This is a genomic window from Chryseobacterium sp. FR054 (genome assembly GCF_056844565.1).
Map to the genome: position 1 here is coordinate 754,371 of NZ_JBXDSA010000002.1, position 24,976 is coordinate 779,346.

Consider the following 24,976-nt stretch of genomic DNA (forward strand, 5'->3'; position numbering starts at 1 on the left):
CAAATGCCGGAAACGGAAAAATTAAAAAGAAAAATTTACATTTCATGGTCTTATTTTTGAAAATTCATAAATAATACAGAAAAAATCAATCCAATTTAATAAAAAAAAATAATGTTTAACATGTTTTTAACCAAAAGCTTCTTTTTTTGGATTTAATTTTTTAAAAATTAAAAATATATTAAAAGATTCTGAATTTAAGTTTACATATTTAAAACTTTGTTCAAAAACAAATCAAATATTTATTGTATCTTTGCAAAAATTTTAAAATATTTAATGAATTTATTTACGGAGACCAGTTTAAGTCCTGACATCCTTAAGGCAATTGGCGAACTGGGCTATGAGAGCCCGACAGAAATCCAAAAACAGACTATCCCTTTTATTCTTTCAGATATTCGCGACTTGATCGCACTTGCGCAGACAGGGACAGGCAAAACAGCAGCGTTTTCGCTTCCGATTTTGGATATGATTGACGATACGAGTCGCAAAATCCAATTATTGGTGCTTTGTCCGACACGGGAATTATGTCTTCAGATTTCTAAAGACATCAAAAATTACTCCAAATACATGAAAGACATCAAAACCACAGCGGTTTACGGTGGAAGCAGTATTATGGATCAGATCCGCTCTTTGAAGGATAAACCGCAGATTATTGTGGGGACTCCGGGAAGAGTAATCGACCTTATCAACAGAAAAGCACTTGATTTCTCTGCTATTCACTGGCTGGTTTTAGATGAAGCTGATGAAATGCTGTCGATGGGTTTCAAAGACGAATTGGAAACAATTTTAAGTGAAACACCGGAAACCAAGCAGACTTTCTTATTCTCGGCTACGATGAATAAAGAAGTGGAGAGAATTTCTAAAAATTATCTTACCAACCCGCACCGTATTTCAGTAGGTTCCATTAACGAAGTTAAGAAGAACATTAAGCATGAATACTATGTGGTAGGATACCGTCAGAAAAAAGAAGCTCTTAAGAGATTAATCGATGCCAACCCTAACCAGTATTCTATTCTTTTCTGCAGAACAAGAATGGAGACTCAGGAGGTGGCCGATTTCTTAATGCAGAACGGCTATGCGGCAGACGCGCTTCACGGGGATCTTTCCCAGGCGCAGAGAGATACTGTAATGAAGAAATTCAGACTGAAAAATATCGATATTCTTGTCGCGACTGATGTGGCAGCAAGAGGACTTGATGTGAACTCTTTAACGCACGTTATCCATTATTCTTTACCTGATGATCCGGAAGTATTCGTTCACCGTAGCGGAAGAACCGGGAGAGCTGGAAAAGACGGGGTTTCTATGGCGCTGATCAAGCCTGAAGAAAGCAGAAAGCTGAAACAGATCAAATCTGCAACGAAAATTGAAATTACCGAGAAAACAATACCAACAGGAGATGATATTATCAAAGCTCAGGTAGGTGGTGTTTTTGAAAAGCTGTTTACAGAGCACGAAGAAGATATCTTTGAATTTGATGACAGCCTGATTCCTGATTTAAGTGCATTCACCAAAGAGGAACTGGTTCATAAATTATTACAGTTCCAGCTGAAGGATCTTGCTCTTTATTACAAAGATAAACATGATCTTATTGAGCAGAAACTGAGCAGCAGGGATGATGATTACTCAAGAAGAGACAGAGGACGCGACAGAGACAGAGGAAGAGACCGTGACCGTGACAGAGGACGCGACAGAGACCGTGGCGGAAAACCTAGAAGAAGGGATGAAAACATGGTAAGATTCTTCTTCAACTTAGGGAAAAAAGATCATCTGAAGAAGCTTGATGTATTGGATATTATCAATAAGGCAACAGCCGGAAAAAGCAAAAAAAGAGCAGAAATCGGTGATATTGAGATCCTGGAGAAATTCTCCTTCTTTGAAGTTGAAAAGTCATTCAAAGACAATGTGATAAGCAATATTCCTTCGATGAAATTCAAAGGAAAAGAAATGAGAGCCGAAGTAGCAAACTAAACCTCTCAAAATGATACAGAACCGGCCTTGCAGCCGGTTTTTTTATTTGATAATCAGATGTTAACCGAATGTTAACAAAACTTAATGTTATATTGTTTCAGGTAAAATCCTTTTTTAAGAAATTTGCACACGAATTATAAATACTTAAAAATGGGAATTGGTAATATTTTCCACGCTTTTCAACCAAAAGATAAAATTTTCTTTGTACTTTTCGAAAAAGTAACTGAAAACTTAGTTGCAATGTCTGAAGACTTTAACAACGGTATCAAAGATTTCGATCTTAATGACGATACAATGCTGAAAAAGATGAGCGACTATGAACACAAAAATGATGAACTTACCCACGAGATCTTCGTTGAACTAGGAAAAAACTTCATTACACCGTTTGACCGTGAAGATATCCACACGCTGGCTACCGGTCTTGACGATATTGCCGATTATATCTACGCTTCTACCAAATACATTTTCTTATATAAATCACCTGAGATGAAGGCTTATTCAGACTTCTCCCTGCTGATTCACAAAGCTTGTCTTGAGATCCAGAACGCGATGAAGAACCTTAAAGGCTTCAAAAACATGGATCAGGTAAAAGAGGCCTGTATCAAAGTAAACTCTATCGAAAACATCGCAGACGACCTTCTTTCCAACTCAATGGTAGAACTGTTCGAAACCAACGATGCGATCAATATCATCAAAGTTTCATCTGTACTTAATTATCTTGAGGTAGTAACCGACAAAGCTGAGGATGTTGCCAACACGATTGAGAACATCATGATTAAATACGCCTAAAAACAATATAACTTACAGAAATGGAATTTCCTATTTTACTTATAGTTATTATTGCCCTGGCGCTGATTTTTGACTACATCAACGGTTTTCACGATGCAGCCAACTCAATTGCAACAATAGTTTCTACAAAAGTTTTAACTCCATTCCAGGCGGTACTTTGGGCGGCGCTCTGGAACTTTGCAGCCTTTTTTATCGCTGCCTATATCATTGGAGAATTTAAAATCGGTAATACAATTGCCAAAACCGTCAACGAGAATTTTATCAACCTTGAAGTGATCTTTTCAGGTCTTGTGGCAGCTATTGCCTGGAACCTGTTAACCTGGTGGTTTGGAATCCCTTCTTCATCGTCCCACACGCTGATCGGTGGATTCCTGGGAGCAGCTCTGATGCACGCTTTCATGATGGATTACCACGACGTGGCAGCAGCACAGCCCGATCTCGGACTCTGGGGAACCTTAAAAGAGGCTTTCAATCAGGTAACTCACCAGAGTGTCGTGAAATTTGATAAAGTAATTCCTATTTTCCTGTTCATTTTCATGGCACCGGTAATAGGGATGATTATCTCGATTATTATTACCTTAATTATCGTTCACCTTTATAAAAGATCAAACCCTCACAAAGCAGACCAGTCTTTCAAAAGATTACAGCTGGCTTCTTCAGCACTGTTCAGTTTAGGACACGGTCTGAATGATGCGCAGAAAGTAATGGGGATCATCGGGGCAGCCCTGATCTTCTACCACGTTGAAATGCTTCATGATCCGGTATATCTTAACATACCGTCTGCCGGACGTTTCGATTATTTTGCAGAACATTACCTTTGGGTTCCTCTGGTTTCATTCCTTGCGATTGGTTTAGGTACCATGAGCGGAGGATGGAAGATCATCAAAACGATGGGAACAAAAATTACCAAAGTAACTTCCCTGGAAGGAGTAAGTGCTGAAACAGCAGGAGCTATCACTTTATTCATTACGGATCACTTCGGTATTCCTGTATCTACAACCCACACGATTACAGGTTCTATTATCGGGGTAGGGTTAACGAAAAGGATTTCTGCCGTAAGATGGGGAATTACCGTAAGTCTTCTTTGGGCTTGGGTACTGACAATTCCAATCTCTGCCATTGTTGCAGGAGTTACTTATCTTCTGGTAACATTTTTTAGCTAAAATATTTATTTTAACATATTGAACATATACGGACGTTTTAACTGAAACGTCCGTATATGTTTTTATTACTATATGGAAATGCTTAATATTTAAGGTTACATTGAAAATAATAAATCAAAAAGTATTTTCCATTTATATTGTTAATTTGTTGTTGTCTTTTTTTTATACTATTTTCTTATTTGATTGAAGTTTATTGCTTTATGTGTTTTTTGTTTTTACATTTAGGAAAAGTTATCGCGAATACTTTTGTGTAAAAAATTATCATTAACTACAAATTCCAATTAAAATGAAAATTTCCTTAAAATTCGCGTTACCATCATTGGTAATTGTATTGACCTTTATTTTAACTTTACTACCTTCCAAAATGGAAGCAAAAGGTTTTGGCTTAGATACCAGTTACGGACCATGTTTGGAGACATCTCCAGGTAATTATGAAAGACCTGTCTATGAAGACTTGTACGTTTTTTGGATTAGAATACAGCATGAGCCAACTGGAGAATGGGTTTCTTGTTAAAAAGAATTTATAAGTTATTAAAATTAAGTGGTTGTTTTCATTTTTATGAATCAGCCACTTTATACTGTTTATATATGAAAATAATTAAATTATCTTTTCTTTTATTAATGTCTATTTCTTTTGGACAGAAGATAAAGATTATAGATAGTATTGACAATAAATCTATTCCGTATGCTAAAATTTATTTAGATGACAAACTTTTAATAGCAGACTCTTCTGGGCAATATTTTTTTGATAAACAACCCAGTAATTTTATTATCAGATCAAATAATTATCTGGATAAGAAAATATTGAACCTTGAGAGTGATATTATAAAATTATTACCCCACTATAAGAAAATTGATACCGTGAAATTATCGAAAGATCATTTCCCCACCCAGAACCACGTAGGTTTTAAAAAGAGTAAAAATGTTATAGCTATTGATAATAATAGAGAATTTGCTGTTAAGATTATAAACCCTTTTGGTTTATGTAAACTTGAAAACATTGAAATCCCATTCAAAAAATTCCTGCATAATAAAGGATATTTGATTGTTAATGTGTATGGTGATGAAAATAATATGATAGGAGATAAGCTGAACGAAAATGAGTATGTTATACCCCTTGTTGATATAAAGAGAAATAATTCTGTTGAGATTAAAGAAAGGGTCATTGTGGAACAGGCATTCTATATTTCTGTGATGTGGGTTGAAAATATTTATAGTAAAAGTGATGTATTTACTAATAAGGTATATCTTTATGTGAAAAATAATATGGATTTGGGTGAAATGCTTGTCAGAAGAACAGTATACAATTCCTGGAATATAAAGCCATTTAAAGAAAGTTCATCTTCTGAAAATAGCATAATTCCCGCTTTCTCAGCTTCCATTAAATGTAAAGAAAAGTAATTCTTTTTATTTATTATCTAATACAAAAACTTTGTTCTTCCGGGCAAAGTTTTTTGTTTTATAAAGCCTCGAAAAATCGTATTTTTGTTCAAATTATAAGATTTTATGGAATTTTTAGACAGATACCAGCAGATTGTTGCTGATGCCATCAATAAGTATACTTTCAAAGATAAGCCGGCTGAGCTGTATGACCCGATGAACTACATCATTTCACACGGTGGAAAGCGTCTTCGTCCTATTATGGTGCTGATGGCCTGCGACTTATTCGGAGGTGATCTTCAACAGGCGATCAAACCTGCACTGGCTATTGAATTTTTCCATAATTTCACCCTGATCCATGATGATATTATGGATGAAGCACCTTTAAGAAGAAATAAGCCTACCATTCATACCCTGCACGGAATTAATGTAGGAATCCTTTCCGGGGACGGGCTGATGCTTAAAGCTTACAAATTCTTTGAAGACCTTGAACCTGAAATTTTCAAAGCCTGCATCAGAATCTTTACCCATACCGGACTTCTACTGTGTGAAGGGCAGCAGTATGATATTAATTTTGAAACCCAGGAAAATGTGACGTTTGATGATTACATCAGAATGATCACCTATAAAACCGGCGTATTAAGCGCCTCTTCCTTTGAAATCGGAGCACTGATTGCAAAAGCTAATTTTAAAGACGCCAAAGCCATCTTCAATTTCGGAAAACATATCGGTATTGCTTTCCAGATCATGGATGATTACCTTGACGTATTCGGAGACCAGGCCCAGTTTGGCAAGAAGCACGCAGGAGATATTTACGAGAACAAAAAAACCGTTCTTTACCTTCTGGCGAGAGAACATGCTACGGAAGAAGAAAGAAAAGAGCTGGATTACTGGTATGGCAAAAAGACCGATAATATCGATAAAGTATATGGGGTGGAAAAGATCTTCAGAAGAACGAAAGTAGATGAAAAAGCCCTTCGTCTGATCGAAAAACATAACGAGATCGGACAGAGCTATTTAGAGAAGATCAATATTCCTGAAGATAAGAAAAAACCTTTTATAGAATTGGCAAACTACCTTTTAAGAAGAGAAAGCTAAACAGTGGTAAGAGGTTGCAGATTGTAGGCCGCAGAGGTTACCTATGACCTGCAGCCTGCGACCTGAAATCTTTACAATGAAATTCAGAACAGAAGTAAACATCCCCGCGTCGGAAAAGAAAATTGAGATTGAAGATAAAATATTTTCAATAGGTTCATGTTTTGCATCTGAAATGTCGGAACTGTTACAGCAGGGACAGCTTCAGACGCTAAATAATCCTTTTGGAACGATCTTTAATCCTTTTTCCATCTATAAGGAAGTAAGGGTGCTTCATGAGTCGGCATTTTATGAAGAGGATGATCTGATCACGTATAATGAGGAATTTATTTCGCTGGATCATCATACCGCTTTTGATACCCGGTATATTCATCAGACACTGGAAAAGATCAACGGGGCCATAGAAACCGGAAATGCATTTTTACAGGAAGCAGACTGGATCATTGTGACGTACGGAACTTCATTTATTTATGAATTTACCCCTAAAAAACAGCTGGTAGCCAACTGTCATAAGATTCCGCAGAAATACTTTGAGAAAAGACTGCTTTCCCATCAGGAGCTTACCCACGCTATTTACAATACAGTTTTAGATCTTAAAGACATCTGTAAAGAAGGCGTACAGATCCTGTTCAGTGTTTCGCCGGTAAGGCATACCAAAGACGGCATGGTTGAAAATCAGCTGAGTAAATCAAAGCTGATTACGGCAATCCATGAATCTATCTCCATGTTTGAAGACTGTCATTATCTGCCGGTGTATGAGATTTTAATGGATGACCTCCGGGATTACCGTTTTTATAAGGAGGATATGATCCATCCGAGTACCCAGGCGGTTAACTATATTTTTGAAAAATTCGGCGACTCTTATTTCTCTGATGAAACAAAGGATTTTATCAGGGAAAATTTTAAGATCATAAAGGCGCTGGAGCATAAAACCAACGATACAAAAGACCCTAAATTCATTGAATTCAGGGAAAAACTGAATCATAGAATTAATAACCAGAGAAATAAAGTTAAACATAAGATTTTTTAAAAACTATGGCCGCTATTAAAAATATGGAAGGCTTAACCGATGAACAGGTCAATCATGAGCTGCAGAGGGGTGCCAGATTTGTACATTTTCAGTACACCATTTCTATTATTATCATGACCTTTAAAAGAGGGAGTGATATTTATTTTATTAAAAGTGATGAATCTTCTGCGAAATACAGCTGGAAGTACTCTTTAATGACTTTCTTTTTGGGATGGTGGGGAATTCCTTTCGGTCCTATTTACAGCGTTTCTTCATTGTATAGAAATTTTACGGGAGGAAAAGATATTACCCGGGAGGTACTGAATCATTTTAATTCAGCACAGATTGCAAAGGAGACAGCAGTTTAGCCTCTTTACTTTTACAGCTGAAAAGATAAAAACACAGAAATGATTGATTTCACTGATATTGAATATCTGAAAGACGGGAACGAAAGGCAGCAGAGAGCTTATGAGCTTCTCACAAAATATCAGGTTTTTCCTAAACTGAAACCATATGCTCCGGTTCTGGCAGGAACAGTTCCTATCGGGATTGATATTGAGGGCAGCGATCTGGATATTATCTGTGAAGTTGATTTACAGTTTGAAGAGGACTTTCTGGATGATATCATGTTCAGCAGGTTAATTCCCGCAGAGGCTGAAGTAAAAGTGGAAAATATCCTGATAAACGGAGAAAAAAGTATTACGCTGAATTTTATGCTGGAAGAGTTCCCAATAGAGATTTTCGGGCAGAATAAACCGTCTCTGGCACAGAATGCTTACCGTCATATGATGGCTGAATACAGAATATTAAGAGATAGAGGAGAAGAATTTAAACAAAAAATAATAGAACTTAAAAAACAGGGAATCAAGACTGAACCGGCATTCGGACTATTGCTGGGTCTGGAGAATCCTTACAAAGATCTGTTAAAATTTTAAAATAATGATTGATACACATACCCATTTATACGCAGAAGAATTTGATGAAGACAGAAAAGAAGCTATTCAGAGGGCTTTGGATAAAGGAATTACAAAATTTTATCTTCCTGCAATAGATTCGGAATCCCACGGGAAAATGCTTCAGCTGGAAACAGAATATCCCGGGCAGATTATTTCCATGATGGGACTTCATCCATGTTATGTAAAGCCGGAGTCCTGGGAAAAAGAGCTGGAAACCGTTAAGCATTATCTGGATCAGAGACCCTTTCCGGCCATAGGAGAAATAGGAATAGATCTTTACTGGGATAAAACAACTCTGGATATTCAGGTAAAGGCATTTGAGCAGCAGATCGACTGGGCGATAGAAATGGATTTGCCGATCGTAATCCATACCCGCGAAAGCTTTGATGAAACATTTGAAGTGCTGGAAAGAAAGAAACACCCTAAACTCCGCGGAATCTTTCACTGTTTTTCAGGAAACCCCGAACAGGCAAAACACGCTATTGACCTGAATTTCATCCTGGGGATCGGGGGAGTGGTGACTTTCAAAAACGGGAAAATCGATCAGTTTTTAAATGAAATTCCTCTGGAAAAAATTGTTCTTGAAACAGATTCCCCTTATCTCGCTCCCGTTCCGTACAGAGGAAAGAGAAATGAAAGTTCTTACCTGGATCTGGTGGCAGGAAAGCTGGTGGATATTTACGGCAAAGACTTTAGTGAGATAGACAGGGTGACTACTGAGAATGCCGTGAAAATTTTTGGTATCTGACAATAGATATGAAGCTACTTCCCAATATTACTTCATTAAGGTTTTTTCTGGCCTCTCTGGTGATGCTTTTTCATATTCCGCAGTTTCTTGAAAACAGGGGACTGCCCGCGTTCAGAGATTTACCGGTACTGAATAAGGGAGGTGAAGCTGTATATATGTTTTTTTCGCTGAGCGGTTTTCTTATTATAAGGCAGCTGTTTGAGGAAAAAACAGATTCCGGGAAAATTGATCTTAAAAATTTCTATACCAGAAGAATGCTCAGGATTTTCCCGTTATACTATCTTGTAGCCATTATCGGGATGGTATATTATCATATTATCCTTCCCGGAATGGGATTTGATTTTAAGAATAATTATAACCTGGCTGAAGGTATTATTCTCCTGTTCACATTCTTTCCCAATATTTTTGCCAACTTTCATCCGGGAGGAATCCTTGAAATGCTCTGGTCTATTGGTGTGGAAGAACAGTTTTATCTCCTGGTGGCTCCCCTTATCCTTTTTACTCCGAAGAAATATATTAAAGCATTTCTGCTCATTTTCAGTTTTCTATTTGCCGGATTATATTTTTCGAAGATCCTGCCGTTTTTAAGTGAGTATAAAATGATGTTTTTTTACTTTTCCTTTACCGGCTGGTGTTCCCTCATCAGGATTAAAGAAAATAAGTATAACGGTTTCATCCGTATGGGAAGCAGTATTCTGCTGCTGCTATATTTTACAACGGATATTTTTGTTCATTCCATGCCGGATCTGCTGTATCACATTTTTGGGATGCTGCTGTTCGGGGTGTTTCTGATATTCTTCACGCAGAAACCTATCCGGTTTTTCGAAAATAAGAAGCTGGTTCACCTGGGGAAAATTTCTTACGGGATCTACATGTATCATGCTATTGTAATGCAGCCTGTGGGCTTTTTTTTACTTAAGCTGGTATCCGGATACAACATAAGTGACCCCGTAATTATTATTTCCGGTTTCCTGTCGGTTATTCTGCTGACTGTATTAATTGCCCATCTCTCATACACCTACTTCGAAAAGAGATTTCTTGTTTTGAAGGGAAAATACAGGACAACATCCCGGTAAAATCTATTTTTTCCGGGTAAAGTTCTTGTTCTTAGGCTTCTTGAAACCCAGTGGAGGAGTATTTCCTGTGGCAGGTTTCTTTTTATTGGCCTGAGGTCTTCCTGATCTCTGGTTAGGAGCTTTTTCTCCCGCTGGAACAGGTTTGTTGTTGGAATCCCTTTTCTGGGCTACCAGGTCATCTGTATGGAAAGGATGATCCTTCACAATCGGGATTTTCTTACCGATCAGTTTTTCAGTATTTCTCAGGTTAAGCAGATCAAGACCGTCTACAAAAGAGATGGACGTTCCTTCGGCACCTGCTCTTCCCGTTCTTCCGATCCGGTGTACATAAGTTTCGGAAACATCGGAAAGTTCAAAATTGATCACGAACTTCAGTTCGTCAATATCAATTCCTCTGGCTGCAATATCTGTGGCTACCAGAACTCTTGTTTTTCCGGATTTAAAATTGGTTAAGGCATTTTGCCTTGCATTCTGGGATTTATTCCCGTGAATGGCTTCTGCCGAGATTTTATCTTTCTGAAGTTTTCTGGCAATCTTATCAGCTCCGTGCTTGGTTCTGGAAAAAACCAGTACAGAATCTGAAATATCATTCTTTAAAATATGGGTAAGAAGGTTCAGTTTATTTTCTTTTTCAACAAAATAAACAGACTGTTTGATGGTTTCCGCAGTAGAAGAAACGGGAGTGACTTCCACCTTCACAGGATTGCTCAGGATAGAATCTGCCAGTTTCTGGATTTCAGAAGGCATGGTTGCAGAGAAAAATAAAGTCTGCCTTTTCTGTGGCAGAAGTTTGATGATTCTTTTCACATCATGTACAAAACCCATATCCAGCATTCTGTCTGCCTCGTCCAGAACAAAGATTTCAAGATTTTTTAAGCTGATGATCCCCTGGGCGATAAAATCAAGAAGTCTTCCCGGTGTGGCTACCAGAATATCCACTCCCTTTTTCAGGGCAGCTTCCTGGTTCCCCTGTTTCACTCCGCCGAAAATAACAAGCTCTTTCAAAGGAAGATATTTCCCGTAAGCATGGATGTTTTCTTCGATCTGTATAGCCAGTTCTCTGGTTGGGGTTAAGATCAGGGCTTTTATATGTTGTGTTGAAGTTTTGTTTCCGGATAAATTCTGCAGAATAGGAATGGCAAAAGCAGCTGTTTTTCCGGTTCCTGTCTGTGCGCACCCTAAAAAGTCCCTGCCTTTTAAAATTTCAGGAATAGATCTTTCCTGAATGGGAGTAGGATGGGTGTATCCCTGTTCCTGAATTGCTTTAGCAATAGGTTCTATTAAGTTAAGGTCTGTAAAATTCAAATGAATTATTTTAAAATTTAAATAAAAATTCCTTCAGCCTGAAAGAATTGCATTCTGCAAAGGTAGTTTAAAAAAAATTAAGAACACGATCTTGTTTTTGAGCGTCCGGTGAATACAGAAAACAGAATGTTTTTTCAGGAATTTACACCATGTGGTGATATGTTGGAAATGTATAACGATTAATGGAAATTACGTAAAAGATAATCAGCATAGGGCATTTATATTTGATAAAATCTTTAGACAAAATAACCATGAAAAAAACAATCATTATGCTTGCAGCTCTTGCAGGTTTACAGTTCAGTGCACAATCCTGGAATCTTACCGGAAACGCAGGAACTTCTCCCACAGGCAATTTTATCGGAACAACGGATAACCAGTCATTGGTTTTTAAGACCAATAACGACGAAAAAATGAGAATCACTCCGGAAGGAAGATTCATTTTTTACAATATAGGAACTCCGGGAATGGTTTGGGATAAAAATTTATTCTTCGGAGGAGGAACAGATAATACGGCATCCACTAATAATGTAGCCTTCGGAATGGGAACTCTTACCCAGATTGCAGACGGAGGCGGAAATACTGCTTTTGGAAATAATGCCCTGTCATCATTCAGTAAAGGCTTATGTAATGTTGCCATAGGTTTCAATTCCATGCGGCATACAGGTTCCGGAAATTATAATACGGCTTTGGGGATGAATGCACTGGAATACTTTAAAGACGGTTTAGGGAATATTGGAGTAGGAAACAGTGCTATGGGATCAGGAAGTCTTACCGGAGACTTCAATGTAGCAGTGGGAACAAGTGCGTTAAGGTATCTCAACAGCGGAAATTATAATACGGTTATAGGAGGAGAATCTTTCCGGAGTATTGCCAAAGGATCCAATAATATCAATATAGGTCATGCCAATGTACCATTAATTACTTCAGGAAACAATAATATTCTTATAGGAAATTTTATTAAAACATACAATGCCACCTCTCCTGAAAACGAATTAAACATCGGGAACTGGATCGTAGGGAACAACGGGACCATAGGAATCGGCCAGTTCACAAATCAGCTTCCTGCGGATGGGATCTCAACAGACGGGGCAAAATACAAACTTTTTGTAAAAGACGGAATCAGAACAGAAAGAGTGAAAGTGGATATTTCTGCGAATAACGGCTGGGCAGATTATGTTTTCGAAAAAGATTACAAGCTGATGCCGCTGAAAGAACTGGATCAGTTTATCAGTAAAAACGGACATTTACCGGAAGTGCCAACTACCGAAGAAGCCATTAGGAATGGAGTAGAACTTAAAGAAATGAATATTCTTTTACTGAAAAAGGTAGAAGAGCTTACTTTGCACCTGATTGATCAGAATAAGCAGTTAACCGATCAGAACAGCCAGTTGAAAAAACAGAATGAAGAAATTGAAGCGCTGAAAAATAAAATCAATGCATTAAAATAATTTTAAAATCTGAAAACTATGAAGATTAAAAATTCTTTCCTGCTTTTTCTCATTCTGGGAACCAGTTCTTTATGGGGCCAGCATGAGAATGACAACTGGAGGTTCGGTAACAGCAAATGGCGTTTCGATAACACGGCTCCTCCCAACGGATTTGTTCATACCACGAATTTAACACCTTCCATAAGGTATGGCAGCTCCACGATCAGCGATAAAAATACAGGCGATCTGCTTTTTTATTCAAACGGATATAATATTTATAATAAGAACAATGCGGTAATGGACAACGGAAATGATCTGTTTGGCGTATCGCAGCCTGAATATAATTATATAGGAAATCCGTCCGACCAGTCTTCCATCATAGTACCGATGCCCAACTCGGCGTCACTGTATTATGTATTCACGATTAACGGAAACAGGACATTAAAAGATCAGGACTTTATTCCGAGCCCCAATCCCGTTACCAATTACGGTTTAAGGTATGCCATCGTCGATATGTCCCTGAACGGAGGAATGGGTAAGGTAATTTCAAAAAACAATGTATTGTTTACCAATTCACCTACCAATGCTCTTACCTCTACATTTGCGAGTGACGGAAGTTCTTACTGGATTGTAACAGCCAATAACGGAAATTTTCTTTCCTATAAGCTTGATGCCGGCGGTTTGAATACGAATCCCGTGGTAAGTCCCGGTACCGGTTATGGCTCTTTTATTAAAATATCACCCAACTCAAAGAAGCTCTTAACAAGAGGATACCAGAGTGTATGGCTGCATAACTTTGATAACGCCACGGGAAGCATTACAAGCCCTGTCAATATTATAGCCAATAACAGTTTTACCGCATCTTACGATGACGATAGTGATTCGCCCAACAGTGCGGAATTTTCTCCGGACAGTAATATTGTATATTTTATCAGTGCTTCGGCATGTCTGTGTTTATATCCTGCCGGGCTCATCGGCTGGTCCGGCCTGTCTATGTATAACATTAGTACAGGAAGTCTTGTAGGCGCAGTAAATACATCTGCTCAGTATGAATTCTCACTGAACGGCAGAACAGCCAGTATGCAGCTTGCCAAAAACGGAAAAATATACCTGATCTATAATTCAAAACAGCAGAATGACGGATATGGATATTACAATGTTTATTTTGGATCTACCATTCCCAGTACATCTGTCTTTACTTCTTTCAACTGGGGGGTGATCAATACTCCGAATGTGTGGAGCCCTACGGTAAATCCTCTGAGCTCAATTACCCCTCAGTCAGGAACGGTGAACGGATTTTCATTCCCTCAGCTGATTCCGTCTTTTGATAATGCCGCGAATTCCTGCCCTGATGTACTGACGATAACAACACCTGTTACTTCTTCACATATTTATCAGGCCGGAAAATCTATTTATGCATCATCCGCTATCAATACCAATATTGCTGTGGATTATAAAGCAGGAATCAATGTAGATCTGCTTCCCGGATTTTATATGGAAGCTGCCGGAACAAACGGTGTTTTCAACGCCTATATCAGCCCATGCAGTATAAACAGCTTTAACAGTAACAGTGCTGCAATGGGCAGAATCATGCCGGCGGCTGACAAAGCGCTTACCGTTCATGCTTCTTCCGAAGTGAAAATTTATCCTAACCCAGCTTCTACAATAGTTAATATTGATGCAGGAAACAGTAAAATATCCGGCTGGATACTTTACGATCTTTCAGGGAAAAGCGTGCTGAGCGGAAATAGTACAACCATTTCTGTTGTCAATCTGCCTAAATCATCTTACCTGCTCAACATTAAACTGGATAACGGGAAAAGTATATCCAAAAAAATTATTGTGCAGTAGTAGAGTAAAAAATACTCAGCATTCAGGTTGATACCTGATTATAACAGAAAAGTCCGGTGTAATGCCGGACTCTTTTTATTAAAATGAAAATATTTTAAACGAAACTATTTTATCTTCGTCCACTGCTGGTTCTTTCTCAGGTCTTCAAAAAAGCGGTAAACTTCTGACAGTTTTTCACTGCCCCGTTTTCCGTAATCTTCCACATTTTTTGACGTTCCGTCTGTAAATTGAACTCTCAGGTAAGAGGTAGGAAGATCGGTAATATTTCTTTCCCCATAACGATCATTTAAATTTTTTACATTCAGTCCATTCAGTAAACTTATCAATTTATTGTAATCTTCCTGTTTAATGGTTCCTTTAAACGTTCCTTCGCGGGGTTTTGAGAAGTCATCCTTAGACGGCTTGTCGCTGAAATTGAAATGTTCGGCTTCAAAAATTGCCGTTCTGTCCGGACTGACCGTTATTTTGAAAACAGGACAGAACCCGAAACACGCAGTTGCTTCGTATTCAATGGTAGAGTACTGAGTACTGTCTTTTTGAGGGGTGCATGAAAACAGAAACACAAATGCACATAGTCCCAGAATATATCTCATAGCTTTATTTTAGGAAATGTTCTCAATAAGTGTTCCAAAATCAAATAGGATTTCTATCTGAAAAACAAAAAGAACCCCGGAACAGCTCCCGGGGTTATTATCTTTTGCAACTTCAGCCGAAACCAAAGCCCATGAATTTTTAATATCAATGTTATCCGTGAAGTTTTTTCCAGATCGCATCTTTCAGTTCCACAAGGCCTTCACCTGTAACGCCGGAGAAGAACAGCGGCTGTCTGTTTTCAGGGAACTCCGCAGAGATTTCTTTTTTCAGCTCGTCATCCAGAAGATCGGATTTTGAAACCGAAACAATAAAATCTTTATCCAGAAGTTCAGGATTATATTCCTTTAATTCATTCTCCAGAATTTTAAATTCCTGGAAATGATCTTCAGAATCAGCCGGAATTAAGAATAACAGGATAGAGTTTCTTTCAATATGTCTTAAGAAGCGGTGTCCTAATCCTTTTCCTTCAGCAGCTCCTTCAATAATCCCCGGAATATCAGCCATTACAAATGACTTGTAATTTCTGTAGTCTACGATTCCCAGGTTAGGTGTCAGCGTGGTAAACGCATAATTGGCGATTTTAGGCTTTGCTGCAGAAACTGAAGCCAAAAGAGTAGATTTTCCGGCATTTGGAAATCCTACAAGACCTACATCCGCAAGAATCTTAAGTTCGAAGACGATATAGCCTTCTTCTCCCGGAAGCCCGGGCTGTGCGTATCTTGGTGTCTGGTTGGTAGAAGATTTGAAATGTTCATTTCCCAAACCTCCTTTTCCACCACGCATCAGGATAATTTCCTGCTTGTCTTCAAGGATTTCGCCGATGATTTCGCCCTCTTCATTTTTGGCAATCGTACCAATGGGTACATCAATATAAATATCATCTCCATCTGCCCCTGTAAGCTGGCTTTTCCCTCCGTTTTCACCACGTTCCGCCTTTACATGACGGGTATAGCGTAAGGGAAGAAGCGTCCATTCATTGGCATTTCCTCTCATGATGATGTGCCCGCCGCGGCCTCCGTCACCACCGTCAGGACCTCCTTTAGGAATATATTTTTCACGGCGGAGATGGGCAGAACCCGCGCCTCCGTGTCCACTTTTACAATGGATCTTTACGTAATCTACAAAATTTGACATTTCTTATAATTAGGAGTTATGAGTTATGAATTATGAGCTATGAATTGTAAAAACTTATAACTCATCACTCACAACTTTTAACTATTTTATTTTCTCTACTTCAGCAAAAAGCTTCTGGGAAATCTCATCGATTTCGCCTACACCGTTTACCTCAACATATTTGCCCTGCTTTTTGTAAAGTTCGGCTACTTCTGCTGTTTTAGCATAATATTCTTTGATTCTGTTTTCAATGATCTCCATGTTGCTGTCATCAGATCTTTTACTGGTTTCTCCTCTTTTCAGGATTCTTTCCACCAGAATTTTATCTTCTACCACCAAAGAAAGACAGATATCGATCTTGTCGTTCAGCTCTTCTTTCACGATTCTTTCCAGAGCTTCTGTCTGTGCAGCTGTTCTCGGGTAACCGTCAAAAATAAATCCGTTGGTGTCAGTCGGCTTTCTGATTTCATCTACCAGCATATCTGTTGTCACCTGATCCGGAACCAATTCGCCCTTATCAATGTAAGACTTTGCCAGTTTCCCAAGTTCAGTATCATTTTTCATGTTATACCTGAAAAGGTCACCTGTTGAAATCTGTTTTAAATTGAATTTTTCGATCAGATTTTGGGCCTGTGTTCCTTTTCCACTTCCTGGAGGGCCAAACAGAACTATGTTTATCATAATTGTGATGCGCTTCCGGCCTGGGCAGTACAGCTTCCGGCCTTTAGCTTTTTTAGTTAATATTTTACTTTTATTTCGATTAAATTTTAAAGCTAAAGGCTAATAGCCGATAGCTAATAGCAGTGATTAATGATTGATCTGTCCTTCTTCCAGCTGATAAAGGTTAGAAAGGTTTCTTCCCAGTTCATCATAATCAAGTCCGTATCCCAGAACAAATTTATTAGGAATCTCTTTTCCGATATAATCCAGTTTGAAATCTTTCTTGTACACTTCAGGCTTTAATAGGAAAGAAGCCAGTTTTACTGATTTCGGACGTTGGGTTTCCTTGAAATATTTGAAAAGACTTTCCACAGTGTTTCCGGTATCAACGATATCTTCCACAAGAATGATGTGACGGTCTTTTACGTCTTTGGTAAGTTCCATTTTCTGGTAAACGATTCCCGTAGATTCTGTTCCCACATAAGAACTCATTTGGATGAAAGCAATTTCGCATTCGCCCGGATAGTATTTTAAAAGATCTGAGAAGAACATGATCACCCCGTTCAAAACACCGATGAAAACAGGAACCTCATCCTTGTAGTCTTCATAAATCTTTAAAGCTGTTTCTTTTACAATTTCCTGAATTTCGGCGTCCTTCAGATAAGGAACGAAAGTTTTGTCGTGAACTTTAATGCTTTCCATAAAAAATTTTAGTAGGTGGCAAAGTTACGGATTTTTGGCAGAATGCAGAAATCTATACCGCTTCCATTTTCATAAAGCTGTTTCTGAATAGGTTTGATTCTCCGAAATTGCAGTGTCGGGATGAAAAAGAACTGAAATTAAATGATTTGTAGTATATTTGTACTTTCAAAACCCAAAATACGGATATGTAGGATTCAGTTTCTTTCAGACTTTTATCATAGGTAGCAGGACTGTTACCATCGTTTAACATTATATCAGAAAGAAATTATGATTTTACTTCATTCTATATCCTACGGGTTCCCGGGAGGGAATCTCCTTTTCAATCATATTCATTTAAGTATACAGCCTCATACCAGATCGGCTTTCACCGGAAGTAACGGGATGGGAAAATCGACCCTGCTGAAAATCATAGCAGGAGAAATTCAGCCGTTGGAAGGCAGTGTTACCGTCAAAGGTGAGCTGTATTATGTCCCGCAGATGTTCGGAAATCTGAATAACCGGACCGTGGCAGAATGCCTGAAAATTGACAAAAAACTGGAAGCCCTTCAAAAAATTACGGAAGGTGAGGTGGATGAAGAATATTTTGAAACCTTAAATGATGACTGGGACATTGAGGAGCGCAGCCGGAATGCTTTACGCCACTGGAATATTGAACATCTTGAACTGAGTCAGAAACTGGAAAACCTGAGCGGAGGGGAAAAAACAAAAGTCTTTCTGGCAGGAATTCAGATCAGTCAGCCGGAAATTATCCTGATGGACGAACCTACCAACCACCTGGATCTGGAAGGCAGAAAGCTCCTGTATGACCTTATTGAAAAAACAGATGCAGCCGTGGTAATGGTAAGCCATGACCGTGCTTTACTTAATCTTGCCGATACTATATTTGAACTCAGCAGCCAGGGAATTCATGCTTACGGAGGGAACTATGATCTTTATGCAGAACAGAAACTTATTGAGCAGGAGGCCCTTCAGAATGATATTCATGCAAAAGAACGCGCTCTGAAAAAAGCAAAGGAAAAAGAACGCGAAACCCTGGAACGTAAGCAGAAGCTGGATGCAAGGGGAAAACAGAAACAGGAAAAATCGGGAGTGGCCAGGATCATGATGAATACCCTCCGGAACAATGCCGAAAAAAATACTTCTAAGCTGAAAAATATTCATGCCGAAAAGATCAGCGGTATTTCCGGAGATCTCAGAAGTCTTCGTTCTTCTGTAAAGAATGCGGACCAGATGAAAGTTATTTTCAACGATTCCAATCTGCATTCCGGAAAAATTCTGATTACAGCGGAAGAGATGAACTATCAGTATACATCTGAAAATCTGTGGAAAGAAAATCTGAATTTTAAGATTTTCAGCGGAGACAGGATTTCAGTGAAAGGTTCAAACGGATCGGGAAAAACGACCTTAATAAAGCTTCTGATGGGAAGTCTTCAGCCTGAATCGGGAAAAATAATCAGATCAGATTTCAGCATTCTCTATATCGATCAGGAATATTCAGTGATTCGTGAGGATATTGCTGTGGAGGAGTTTGTGCAGCAGTTTAATGATGGTGCTTTAGAAGAATCTGAGGTGAAAACCCTGCTGACCAGATTTTTATTCAGAAAGGAAACCTGGGATAAGAAATGCGGGGCATTAAGTGGCGGAGAACGCCTGAGACTGCTCCTTTGCGGACTTTCAGTAAGCAATACAGCTCCCGATATGATTATTCTGGATGAACCCACGAATAATCTGGATTTACAGAACGTTGAAATTTTAACAGAATCTGTGAAAGACTATCACGGAACCCTGATCGTGATTTCCCATGATGAAATCTTCCTGGAGGAAATAGGAATAGAGAAGGAGATCATTTTATAAGTATAAATTGGTACTTTATAGTTGGAAAACGCAACGGGCACAAGTTTTTTTTGATTATTCTGCACTATAAAAATCTGCTCAATCTGCTTTATCTGCGAGCGTAAAAAAAATCTCGCGGATTTGCAGATGTTTGCGTAATAAATTAAAACGTTATAGGTTTCCAAAACGTTTATAGTTGCATCTTTTCAACAGAAATTATAAAAAGATCTGCGTCGTGAGATTTGTGAGAGCCATATTTATACAGGTCTTGAACATCAATACTATAAAAATCTGCTCAATCTGCTTTATCTGCGAGCGTAAAAAAAATCTCGCGGATTTGCAGATGTTTGCGTGATAAATTAAAACATTATAGGTTTCCAAAACGTTTATAGTTACATCTTTTCAACAGAAATTATAAAAAAAGATCTGCGTCATCTGTGGGAACTATATCGATGTAGGTTTTGAACATCAATACTATAAAAATCTGCTCAATCTGCTTTATCTGCGAGCGTAAAAAAAAATCTCGCGGATTTGCAGATGTTTGCGTGATAAATTAAAACATTATAGGTTTCCAAAACGTTTATAGTTGCATCTTTTCAACAGAAATTATAAAAAGATCTGCGTCGTGAGATTTGTGAGAGCCATATTTATACAGGTCTTGAACATCAATACTATAAAAATCTGCTCAATCTGCTTTATCTGCGAGCGTAAAAAAATATCTCGCGGATTTGCAGATGTTTGCGTGATAAATTAAAACATTATAGGTTTCCAAAACGTTTATAGTTACATCTTTTCAACAGAAATTATAAAAAAAGATCTGCGTCATCTGTGGGAACTATATCGATGTAGGTTTTGAACATCAATACTATAAAAATCTGCTCAATCTGCTTTATCTGCGAGCGTAAAAAAATATCTCGCGGATTTGCAGATGTTTGCGTGATAAATTAAAACGTTATAGGTTTCCAAAGCCTATAACGTTTGTAGTTATATTCTCACAAAGGTATTTATTTTGTTGTTTTTTTGATAGCATCCAGATAAATCTTTTTGATGCTGCTCTTTTCCTCCTTCCCAGAGATGCTTTCAAGGGTAGGAAGAAGATCTGTATTATATTTTGTTTTCAGCTTAAGGATTTCTCCTAAAGCAAAGGCAGCACTCCATCGTACCACAGTTCCTTCGTGACCCGTATTGGCAAGCAGTCCGCTGATTGGTTTCTCCAGCTGATCGGGAAAGAGATGAGCGATATTTCCGATTACTTTGGCGCTTTCCCATTTTATCCGGGGTGCTTTTTCAGGAAGGGTAGAGGTTACAAAAGTCAGGATGGTTTCATCGGCAATATCGGGCTTTTGTTTGGTAGCGTATTCCAGGGCTTCAACGCAGGTAGCTTTTACCGGATCTTTAGCTTTTTCAGCAAAGGCAATGAGTTCATCGGCGGGCAGTGACCTGTCCAGTATCCATTTACTGATGATATCTGTTTTTTCTTTGGCTTTTACAGACTTGTCTTTAAAAAGTTCTTCAATGGTCATTGTATTTTTCAGTTTTTGTTTTTCCAACGTTCTAATTTAGGAATTCCTTTTGAAAATAAACCGGCCAGAAATCCCGGAAATCCCATTTCTTTCATTTTAAGCTTTACAAAATGCTGCATTTCCTGAGCGTTGATATCAGGCTGTTTAAATTTTCCGTTTTCATAACAGTAGCCGCAGTACATTTTGCTGATGCTTCCATCCCGATTCGTTCCTCCTCCGTTGGGTGATTTTTTCAGAGACATTCCGCAGCTCTGACAGTTTTTGCAGGTTTGATCCATATTTTCTCGTATTTTCCTGCAAAGGTAAAAGGGGAGAATGACAACCCTATGTCAGTCTGTTTTAAAAATTATGTCAAAGAATTAATATACTCCTGAAGGGTAAAATGATCTTCTTTCCTGAAGGGCTGTCCGGTATTTTTCAGATCCCTGATCTGAAACACTTTAAAATCCCGGTATGCCTTACGGATCCGGCACCAGCCGATAAGATGCCACTGATTGGTGTAAAAGCTCATGCCAATCGGTTCTATTTCTCTTTCACTGGCTTCATTTTGATTATTGACGTAGCTTATTTTCAGGATCTGCTTATCGACAATTGCATTTTGAATGATGGTAAGATGATCCCGGTTGCGGCCTGTTTCCGGAGAAACATAAATACCGATCTTTTCCTGGAGAAGATCCGCCTTTTCTTTTTCCCTGTGCTGCAGTACCGACTTTATCTTATCAATGGCATTGGAAACATTTTTATGAATGGTCTTGTCTGTGTAGCGTTCCGAAAGCTTTGCGATCATGATCAGGGAATTCGCTTCATCACTGGTTAACAGTACAGGAGGGAGAAAGAATCCCTGCAGGACAGTATAGCCTTTCTGTGGTTCATAATCAATGGGAACGCCAATTTCTCCCAGGGCTTTTATATCCCTGTATACTGTTCTCACACTGATCTCATATTTATCGGCAATATAATCTGCAGTCACGAACTTTTTAGACTGAAGGGTCGTCAGTACAGAGATAAGCCTGTCAATTCTGTTCATGGTTTTCTCATATTCCGTAAGGTACACAAATGTATATAAAAATGTTCAGGAAGATTTTACAGACTTATTTCTTTTGATAATGCACCTGAAATCTTTCCCTGATACTCAGCATAGAAAGATGCAGCAGTAAAAGAAATCCAAAAACAAACAGAAGGCCTTTCTGTGGAAGCTTTACCAGATGTTGGGTAAACAGAGTATAGTGTTGGGACGAACTGAAATCTTCGATATAGTTCCAGATGTTTTTTTGAGAAGTATCTCCGTATGAGGAAATGGTGCCACAAAGAACAAAATCTTCTTTTTCCCCGCTTTTTACAGGAGAAATGTACTCATGCAGAGCAAAGATATGCCCTGTTTTTCCGGCATCTACTGCAAACATATCCATTCTGGCTTTATGCAGGTCATTAAGAACAGAAACAAAATCTCCATAAGTATTCCGGTCTGAAAGAACAAACTCAATCCCGGAGTTCTTTTTATTATCTGCTCTGAGCTTTTTAAGCTGTGAAACATGGAATTCAGATTTTTTTCCGGCTTCATGGGGACCGACGGCAATCTGTTGATAATCCCGGTTTCTTAAAGGTTCAAAAGAGGCCTGGTCATAAGGATCATTAGGAACACTCTTTGAAGGCAGCCCAATATCAATCACACTGTAAACGGTTCTGTCAATATGCGGAGAAATATAATACCAGAACAGAACAGGCATTAATAAGGCACTGATCAGTCCTGGGAAATAATATATTTTTTTCATTCCTGTCATGTTGATAAAAGTAATAAAAAAAAGTATATAGCTGCATACATTGAGAATATTTTTAACATTTTCAGGTCAATCCCGCAGCCATAAAAAAAGTGATCCCCGGGACCACTTTGATTTTTAATATTTGAATACGGAAGGCTTACCAATCCCTTTTTCTCAGGATCCAGTAAGAACCGAAAATAAAGATACCGGACCATACGATGCAGGCGATAAGACTTTCAACAGGATAGGTGAATTCATACTGAAGTCCCATCATTTTGGCTGTTTTCAGACGCATCATAGGGTTAGGAATAAGGCTGGACATACTTTCCAATGGCAGAAGATGGGTAATGAAAAAGTCGTCTTTCATCACTTTCAGTCTTTCAGGCTCCTGAAGCCCTTTTACTTTCCGGAAGGTTTCAATGACCGTCAGAATTCCTTCAGCGATCCAGTAGACAAAGAATCCCAGGAAGACAAACATTGATTTTCTGAGCAATACGGAAAGAAACATCAGGAAACAGAAGAAAGTAAAGAGCTTTACAAAATAATTTCCGATAAAGAATATCTCTTCAAAAACTTTAGCCGAATCTGTCGTATTGGAGTACTGATAACCCAAAAACAGAGTAATAATGAATACCAGCAAGGTAGATATAGCCGTAAAAATAGTAATGGTCAGCAGCTTGGATCCGATAAACTCCTTTCTGCTCAACCCGTCGATGGTATTCTGTTTAAACATCCGGTTGGTAAACTCCTGGGAAATTGAAAATACAATGATGAGCCCAAGAAAGATCTTCAGCAGAGCTACGATCCAGGTGGTAAAGTTCCATATTTCGGGAAAGTTGTAAATGCCCTGCTCTTTCAGATTGATGGTAGCACCGAAAACATCAAGATCCACAAGTCCGATGAAAAGAAGGACCGTGAGAATAGCAAAATATAACACTGTGAAAATCTTGAACGGTCGGTAGTTCAGGTTTTTATAATATTCGAGTTTTAATAATCTAAGCATGGCTGTTGGTGTTTTTTACAAGTTCAAGGAATTGGGATTCAAGAGACAGTTTTTTTCTGGTCAGATGAGAAAGGAAAATCCCTTTTTCCACCAGTTTTTGGTTCAGGGTGGAAGCCGAAACAGAAGCGTCTTCACGAATCTGGGCTTTGATGATTTCACCTTCTGCTTTTACCGAGGTAAACCATTGCAGTTCTTCCAGAGCACTTAAAAGCTGAGTATTGTTATCTGCTTTTAATTCAAAATAGCCGTTGTTGGCCGTCATTTCATCTACTCTTCCACAGTAGATTGAATTTCCTTCTTTCAGTACGATCACGTGGCTGCATATCTTTTCAATTTCATCAAGAAGATGGCTGGCAATGATGATGGTGATGCCCTGTTTGGCAATAGCACTGATGATTTCCCGTATCTGTATAATTCCTTCCGGATCAAGACCATTGGTAGGCTCATCCAGAATCAGAACTTCCGGATTGTTCAGCATGGCAGAAGCAATGGAGAGACGCTGTTTCATACCCAGGGAGTACGTTCTGAAAGGATCCTTTTTCCTTTCCAGAAGACCTACGGTTTTCAGAACCTCATCAATTCTGGTATGAGGAGTTCCTTTGATTTCCGCAACGATCTTGAGATTGGTTTCCGCATTCAGGTAAGGATAAAAATTGGGCTGCTCAATAATGGCCCCGATCTTTTTCAGGGTATCAGGCTGCGTTCCCTTCTGTCCGAACCAGTACCAGTCACCACTGGTTGGATTGATGGTAGATAACAGCATCCCGAATGTTGTAGATTTACCGCTTCCGTTAGGACCCAGTAATCCGTAAACATTTCCCCTTTCCACATCGAAAGAGATATTGTTTACGACAGTTCGCTTGAATTTTTTAGTTAAATTCTTTACTGACAAAATTTTTTCCATGATAATTGTTTTACATGGTAGTAGGTCTCATAAAATTTCAGATTGTTACAGAATGCGGGCTGTTTTTCTGATGCACGATATTGCTGATTTTTTTATAAAGATTTAATAAACAGTAGATTA

24 protein-coding genes are annotated in these 24,976 nt (G+C 38.5%); 13 read left to right on the plus strand and 11 right to left on the minus strand.

Going from position 1 to position 24,976, the window contains the following annotated elements; translation table 11 throughout:
• Positions 1-273: 273 nt before the first annotated feature.
• The 10 genes from AC106S_RS10800 to AC106S_RS10845 all read left to right on the plus strand — a co-directional run bounded on the left by AC106S_RS10800 (position 274) and on the right by AC106S_RS10845 (position 10,181).
• A complete protein-coding gene (locus tag AC106S_RS10800) occupies positions 274-1,965 on the plus strand; it encodes a DEAD/DEAH box helicase (RefSeq protein ID WP_482439076.1) in 1,692 nt (563 codons plus the stop codon).
• Between the two features lie 150 nt (positions 1,966-2,115).
• Complete coding sequence (locus AC106S_RS10805; RefSeq protein ID WP_153399306.1) at positions 2,116-2,754, plus strand: DUF47 domain-containing protein; 639 nt, start codon at positions 2,116-2,118, stop codon at positions 2,752-2,754.
• 20 nt (positions 2,755-2,774) lie between these two features.
• On the plus strand, positions 2,775-3,917 hold the full coding sequence (locus tag AC106S_RS10810; protein ID WP_482439077.1) for an inorganic phosphate transporter: 1,143 nt from the start codon (positions 2,775-2,777) through the stop codon (positions 3,915-3,917).
• A 588-nt stretch (positions 3,918-4,505) separates the two neighbouring features.
• A complete protein-coding gene (locus tag AC106S_RS10815) occupies positions 4,506-5,318 on the plus strand; it encodes a hypothetical protein (RefSeq protein ID WP_482439078.1) in 813 nt (270 codons plus the stop codon).
• Positions 5,319-5,423: 105 nt separating this feature from the next.
• Complete coding sequence (locus AC106S_RS10820) at positions 5,424-6,395, plus strand: polyprenyl synthetase family protein (RefSeq protein WP_482439079.1); 972 nt, start codon at positions 5,424-5,426, stop codon at positions 6,393-6,395.
• 76 nt (positions 6,396-6,471) lie between these two features.
• Complete coding sequence (locus AC106S_RS10825) at positions 6,472-7,422, plus strand: GSCFA domain-containing protein (RefSeq protein ID WP_482439080.1); 951 nt, start codon at positions 6,472-6,474, stop codon at positions 7,420-7,422.
• A 5-nt stretch (positions 7,423-7,427) separates the two neighbouring features.
• Positions 7,428-7,769 carry a hypothetical protein gene (locus AC106S_RS10830; protein WP_482439081.1) on the plus strand — a complete coding sequence of 114 codons (342 nt, stop codon included), beginning with the start codon at positions 7,428-7,430 and terminating at the stop codon, positions 7,767-7,769.
• A 39-nt stretch (positions 7,770-7,808) separates the two neighbouring features.
• Positions 7,809-8,336 (plus strand): DUF4269 domain-containing protein, encoded by a 528-nt coding sequence (locus AC106S_RS10835; RefSeq protein WP_482439082.1) that lies wholly within the window; start codon positions 7,809-7,811, stop codon positions 8,334-8,336.
• 4 nt (positions 8,337-8,340) lie between these two features.
• On the plus strand, positions 8,341-9,105 hold the full coding sequence (locus AC106S_RS10840) for a TatD family hydrolase (protein WP_482439083.1): 765 nt from the start codon (positions 8,341-8,343) through the stop codon (positions 9,103-9,105).
• An 8-nt stretch (positions 9,106-9,113) separates the two neighbouring features.
• A complete protein-coding gene (locus AC106S_RS10845) occupies positions 9,114-10,181 on the plus strand; it encodes an acyltransferase family protein (RefSeq protein WP_482439084.1) in 1,068 nt (355 codons plus the stop codon).
• 3 nt (positions 10,182-10,184) lie between these two features.
• Here the strand turns inward: AC106S_RS10845 and AC106S_RS10850 are convergent, their stop codons facing one another.
• Positions 10,185-11,486 (minus strand): DEAD/DEAH box helicase, encoded by a 1,302-nt coding sequence (locus AC106S_RS10850; RefSeq protein WP_482439085.1) that lies wholly within the window; start codon positions 11,484-11,486, stop codon positions 10,185-10,187.
• Positions 11,487-11,737: 251 nt separating this feature from the next.
• Between AC106S_RS10850 and AC106S_RS10855 the strand changes: the two genes are divergently transcribed.
• Both AC106S_RS10855 and AC106S_RS10860 read left to right on the plus strand, forming a co-directional pair.
• Entirely contained in the window at positions 11,738-12,934 is a 1,197-nt protein-coding gene (locus tag AC106S_RS10855) for a hypothetical protein (RefSeq protein WP_482439086.1), read from the plus strand.
• Between the two features lie 18 nt (positions 12,935-12,952).
• Positions 12,953-14,764 (plus strand): T9SS type A sorting domain-containing protein, encoded by a 1,812-nt coding sequence (locus AC106S_RS10860; RefSeq protein WP_482439087.1) that lies wholly within the window; start codon positions 12,953-12,955, stop codon positions 14,762-14,764.
• Positions 14,765-14,868: 104 nt separating this feature from the next.
• On the opposite strand, the gene AC106S_RS10865 is transcribed toward AC106S_RS10860, so the two are convergent.
• From AC106S_RS10865 to AC106S_RS10880, 4 genes are all read right to left on the minus strand, one after another.
• Positions 14,869-15,357: a DUF6438 domain-containing protein gene (locus tag AC106S_RS10865; RefSeq protein WP_482439088.1), complete on the minus strand. Its 489-nt coding sequence runs from the start codon at positions 15,355-15,357 to the stop codon at positions 14,869-14,871.
• Between the two features lie 151 nt (positions 15,358-15,508).
• Positions 15,509-16,492 carry a GTPase ObgE gene (gene obgE / locus AC106S_RS10870; RefSeq protein ID WP_482439089.1) on the minus strand — a complete coding sequence of 328 codons (984 nt, stop codon included), beginning with the start codon at positions 16,490-16,492 and terminating at the stop codon, positions 15,509-15,511.
• Between the two features lie 81 nt (positions 16,493-16,573).
• Positions 16,574-17,152 (minus strand): adenylate kinase, encoded by a 579-nt coding sequence (locus AC106S_RS10875; protein WP_482439090.1) that lies wholly within the window; start codon positions 17,150-17,152, stop codon positions 16,574-16,576.
• 126 nt (positions 17,153-17,278) lie between these two features.
• On the minus strand, positions 17,279-17,833 hold the full coding sequence (locus AC106S_RS10880; RefSeq protein WP_062696882.1) for a phosphoribosyltransferase: 555 nt from the start codon (positions 17,831-17,833) through the stop codon (positions 17,279-17,281).
• Between the two features lie 267 nt (positions 17,834-18,100).
• Between AC106S_RS10880 and AC106S_RS10885 the strand changes: the two genes are divergently transcribed.
• Positions 18,101-19,687 carry an ABC-F family ATP-binding cassette domain-containing protein gene (locus AC106S_RS10885; RefSeq protein WP_482439091.1) on the plus strand — a complete coding sequence of 529 codons (1,587 nt, stop codon included), beginning with the start codon at positions 18,101-18,103 and terminating at the stop codon, positions 19,685-19,687.
• 983 nt (positions 19,688-20,670) lie between these two features.
• Here AC106S_RS10885 and AC106S_RS10890 read toward each other — a convergent pair.
• From AC106S_RS10890 to AC106S_RS10915, 6 genes are all read right to left on the minus strand, one after another.
• Positions 20,671-21,216, minus strand: coding sequence for a HEAT repeat domain-containing protein (locus AC106S_RS10890; RefSeq protein ID WP_482439092.1), 546 nt, complete (start codon positions 21,214-21,216; stop codon positions 20,671-20,673).
• Complete coding sequence (locus AC106S_RS10895; RefSeq protein ID WP_482439093.1) at positions 21,198-21,467, minus strand: zinc ribbon domain-containing protein; 270 nt, start codon at positions 21,465-21,467, stop codon at positions 21,198-21,200. The genes AC106S_RS10890 and AC106S_RS10895 overlap by 19 nt, the downstream gene beginning before the upstream one ends.
• Before the next feature lie 68 nt (positions 21,468-21,535).
• Positions 21,536-22,216: a helix-turn-helix transcriptional regulator gene (locus AC106S_RS10900; RefSeq protein ID WP_482439094.1), complete on the minus strand. Its 681-nt coding sequence runs from the start codon at positions 22,214-22,216 to the stop codon at positions 21,536-21,538.
• A gap of 64 nt (positions 22,217-22,280) precedes the next feature.
• Entirely contained in the window at positions 22,281-22,961 is a 681-nt protein-coding gene (locus AC106S_RS10905; protein WP_482439095.1) for a hypothetical protein, read from the minus strand.
• 145 nt (positions 22,962-23,106) lie between these two features.
• The gene (locus tag AC106S_RS10910; RefSeq protein WP_482439096.1) at positions 23,107-23,952 is read right to left on the minus strand and encodes an ABC transporter permease; all 846 of its coding nucleotides are present in this window, start codon (positions 23,950-23,952) and stop codon (positions 23,107-23,109) included.
• Positions 23,945-24,856: an ABC transporter ATP-binding protein gene (locus tag AC106S_RS10915; protein WP_482439097.1), complete on the minus strand. Its 912-nt coding sequence runs from the start codon at positions 24,854-24,856 to the stop codon at positions 23,945-23,947. Before AC106S_RS10915 ends, AC106S_RS10910 begins: the two co-directional genes overlap by 8 nt.
• Between the last annotated feature and the right edge of the window lie 120 nt (positions 24,857-24,976).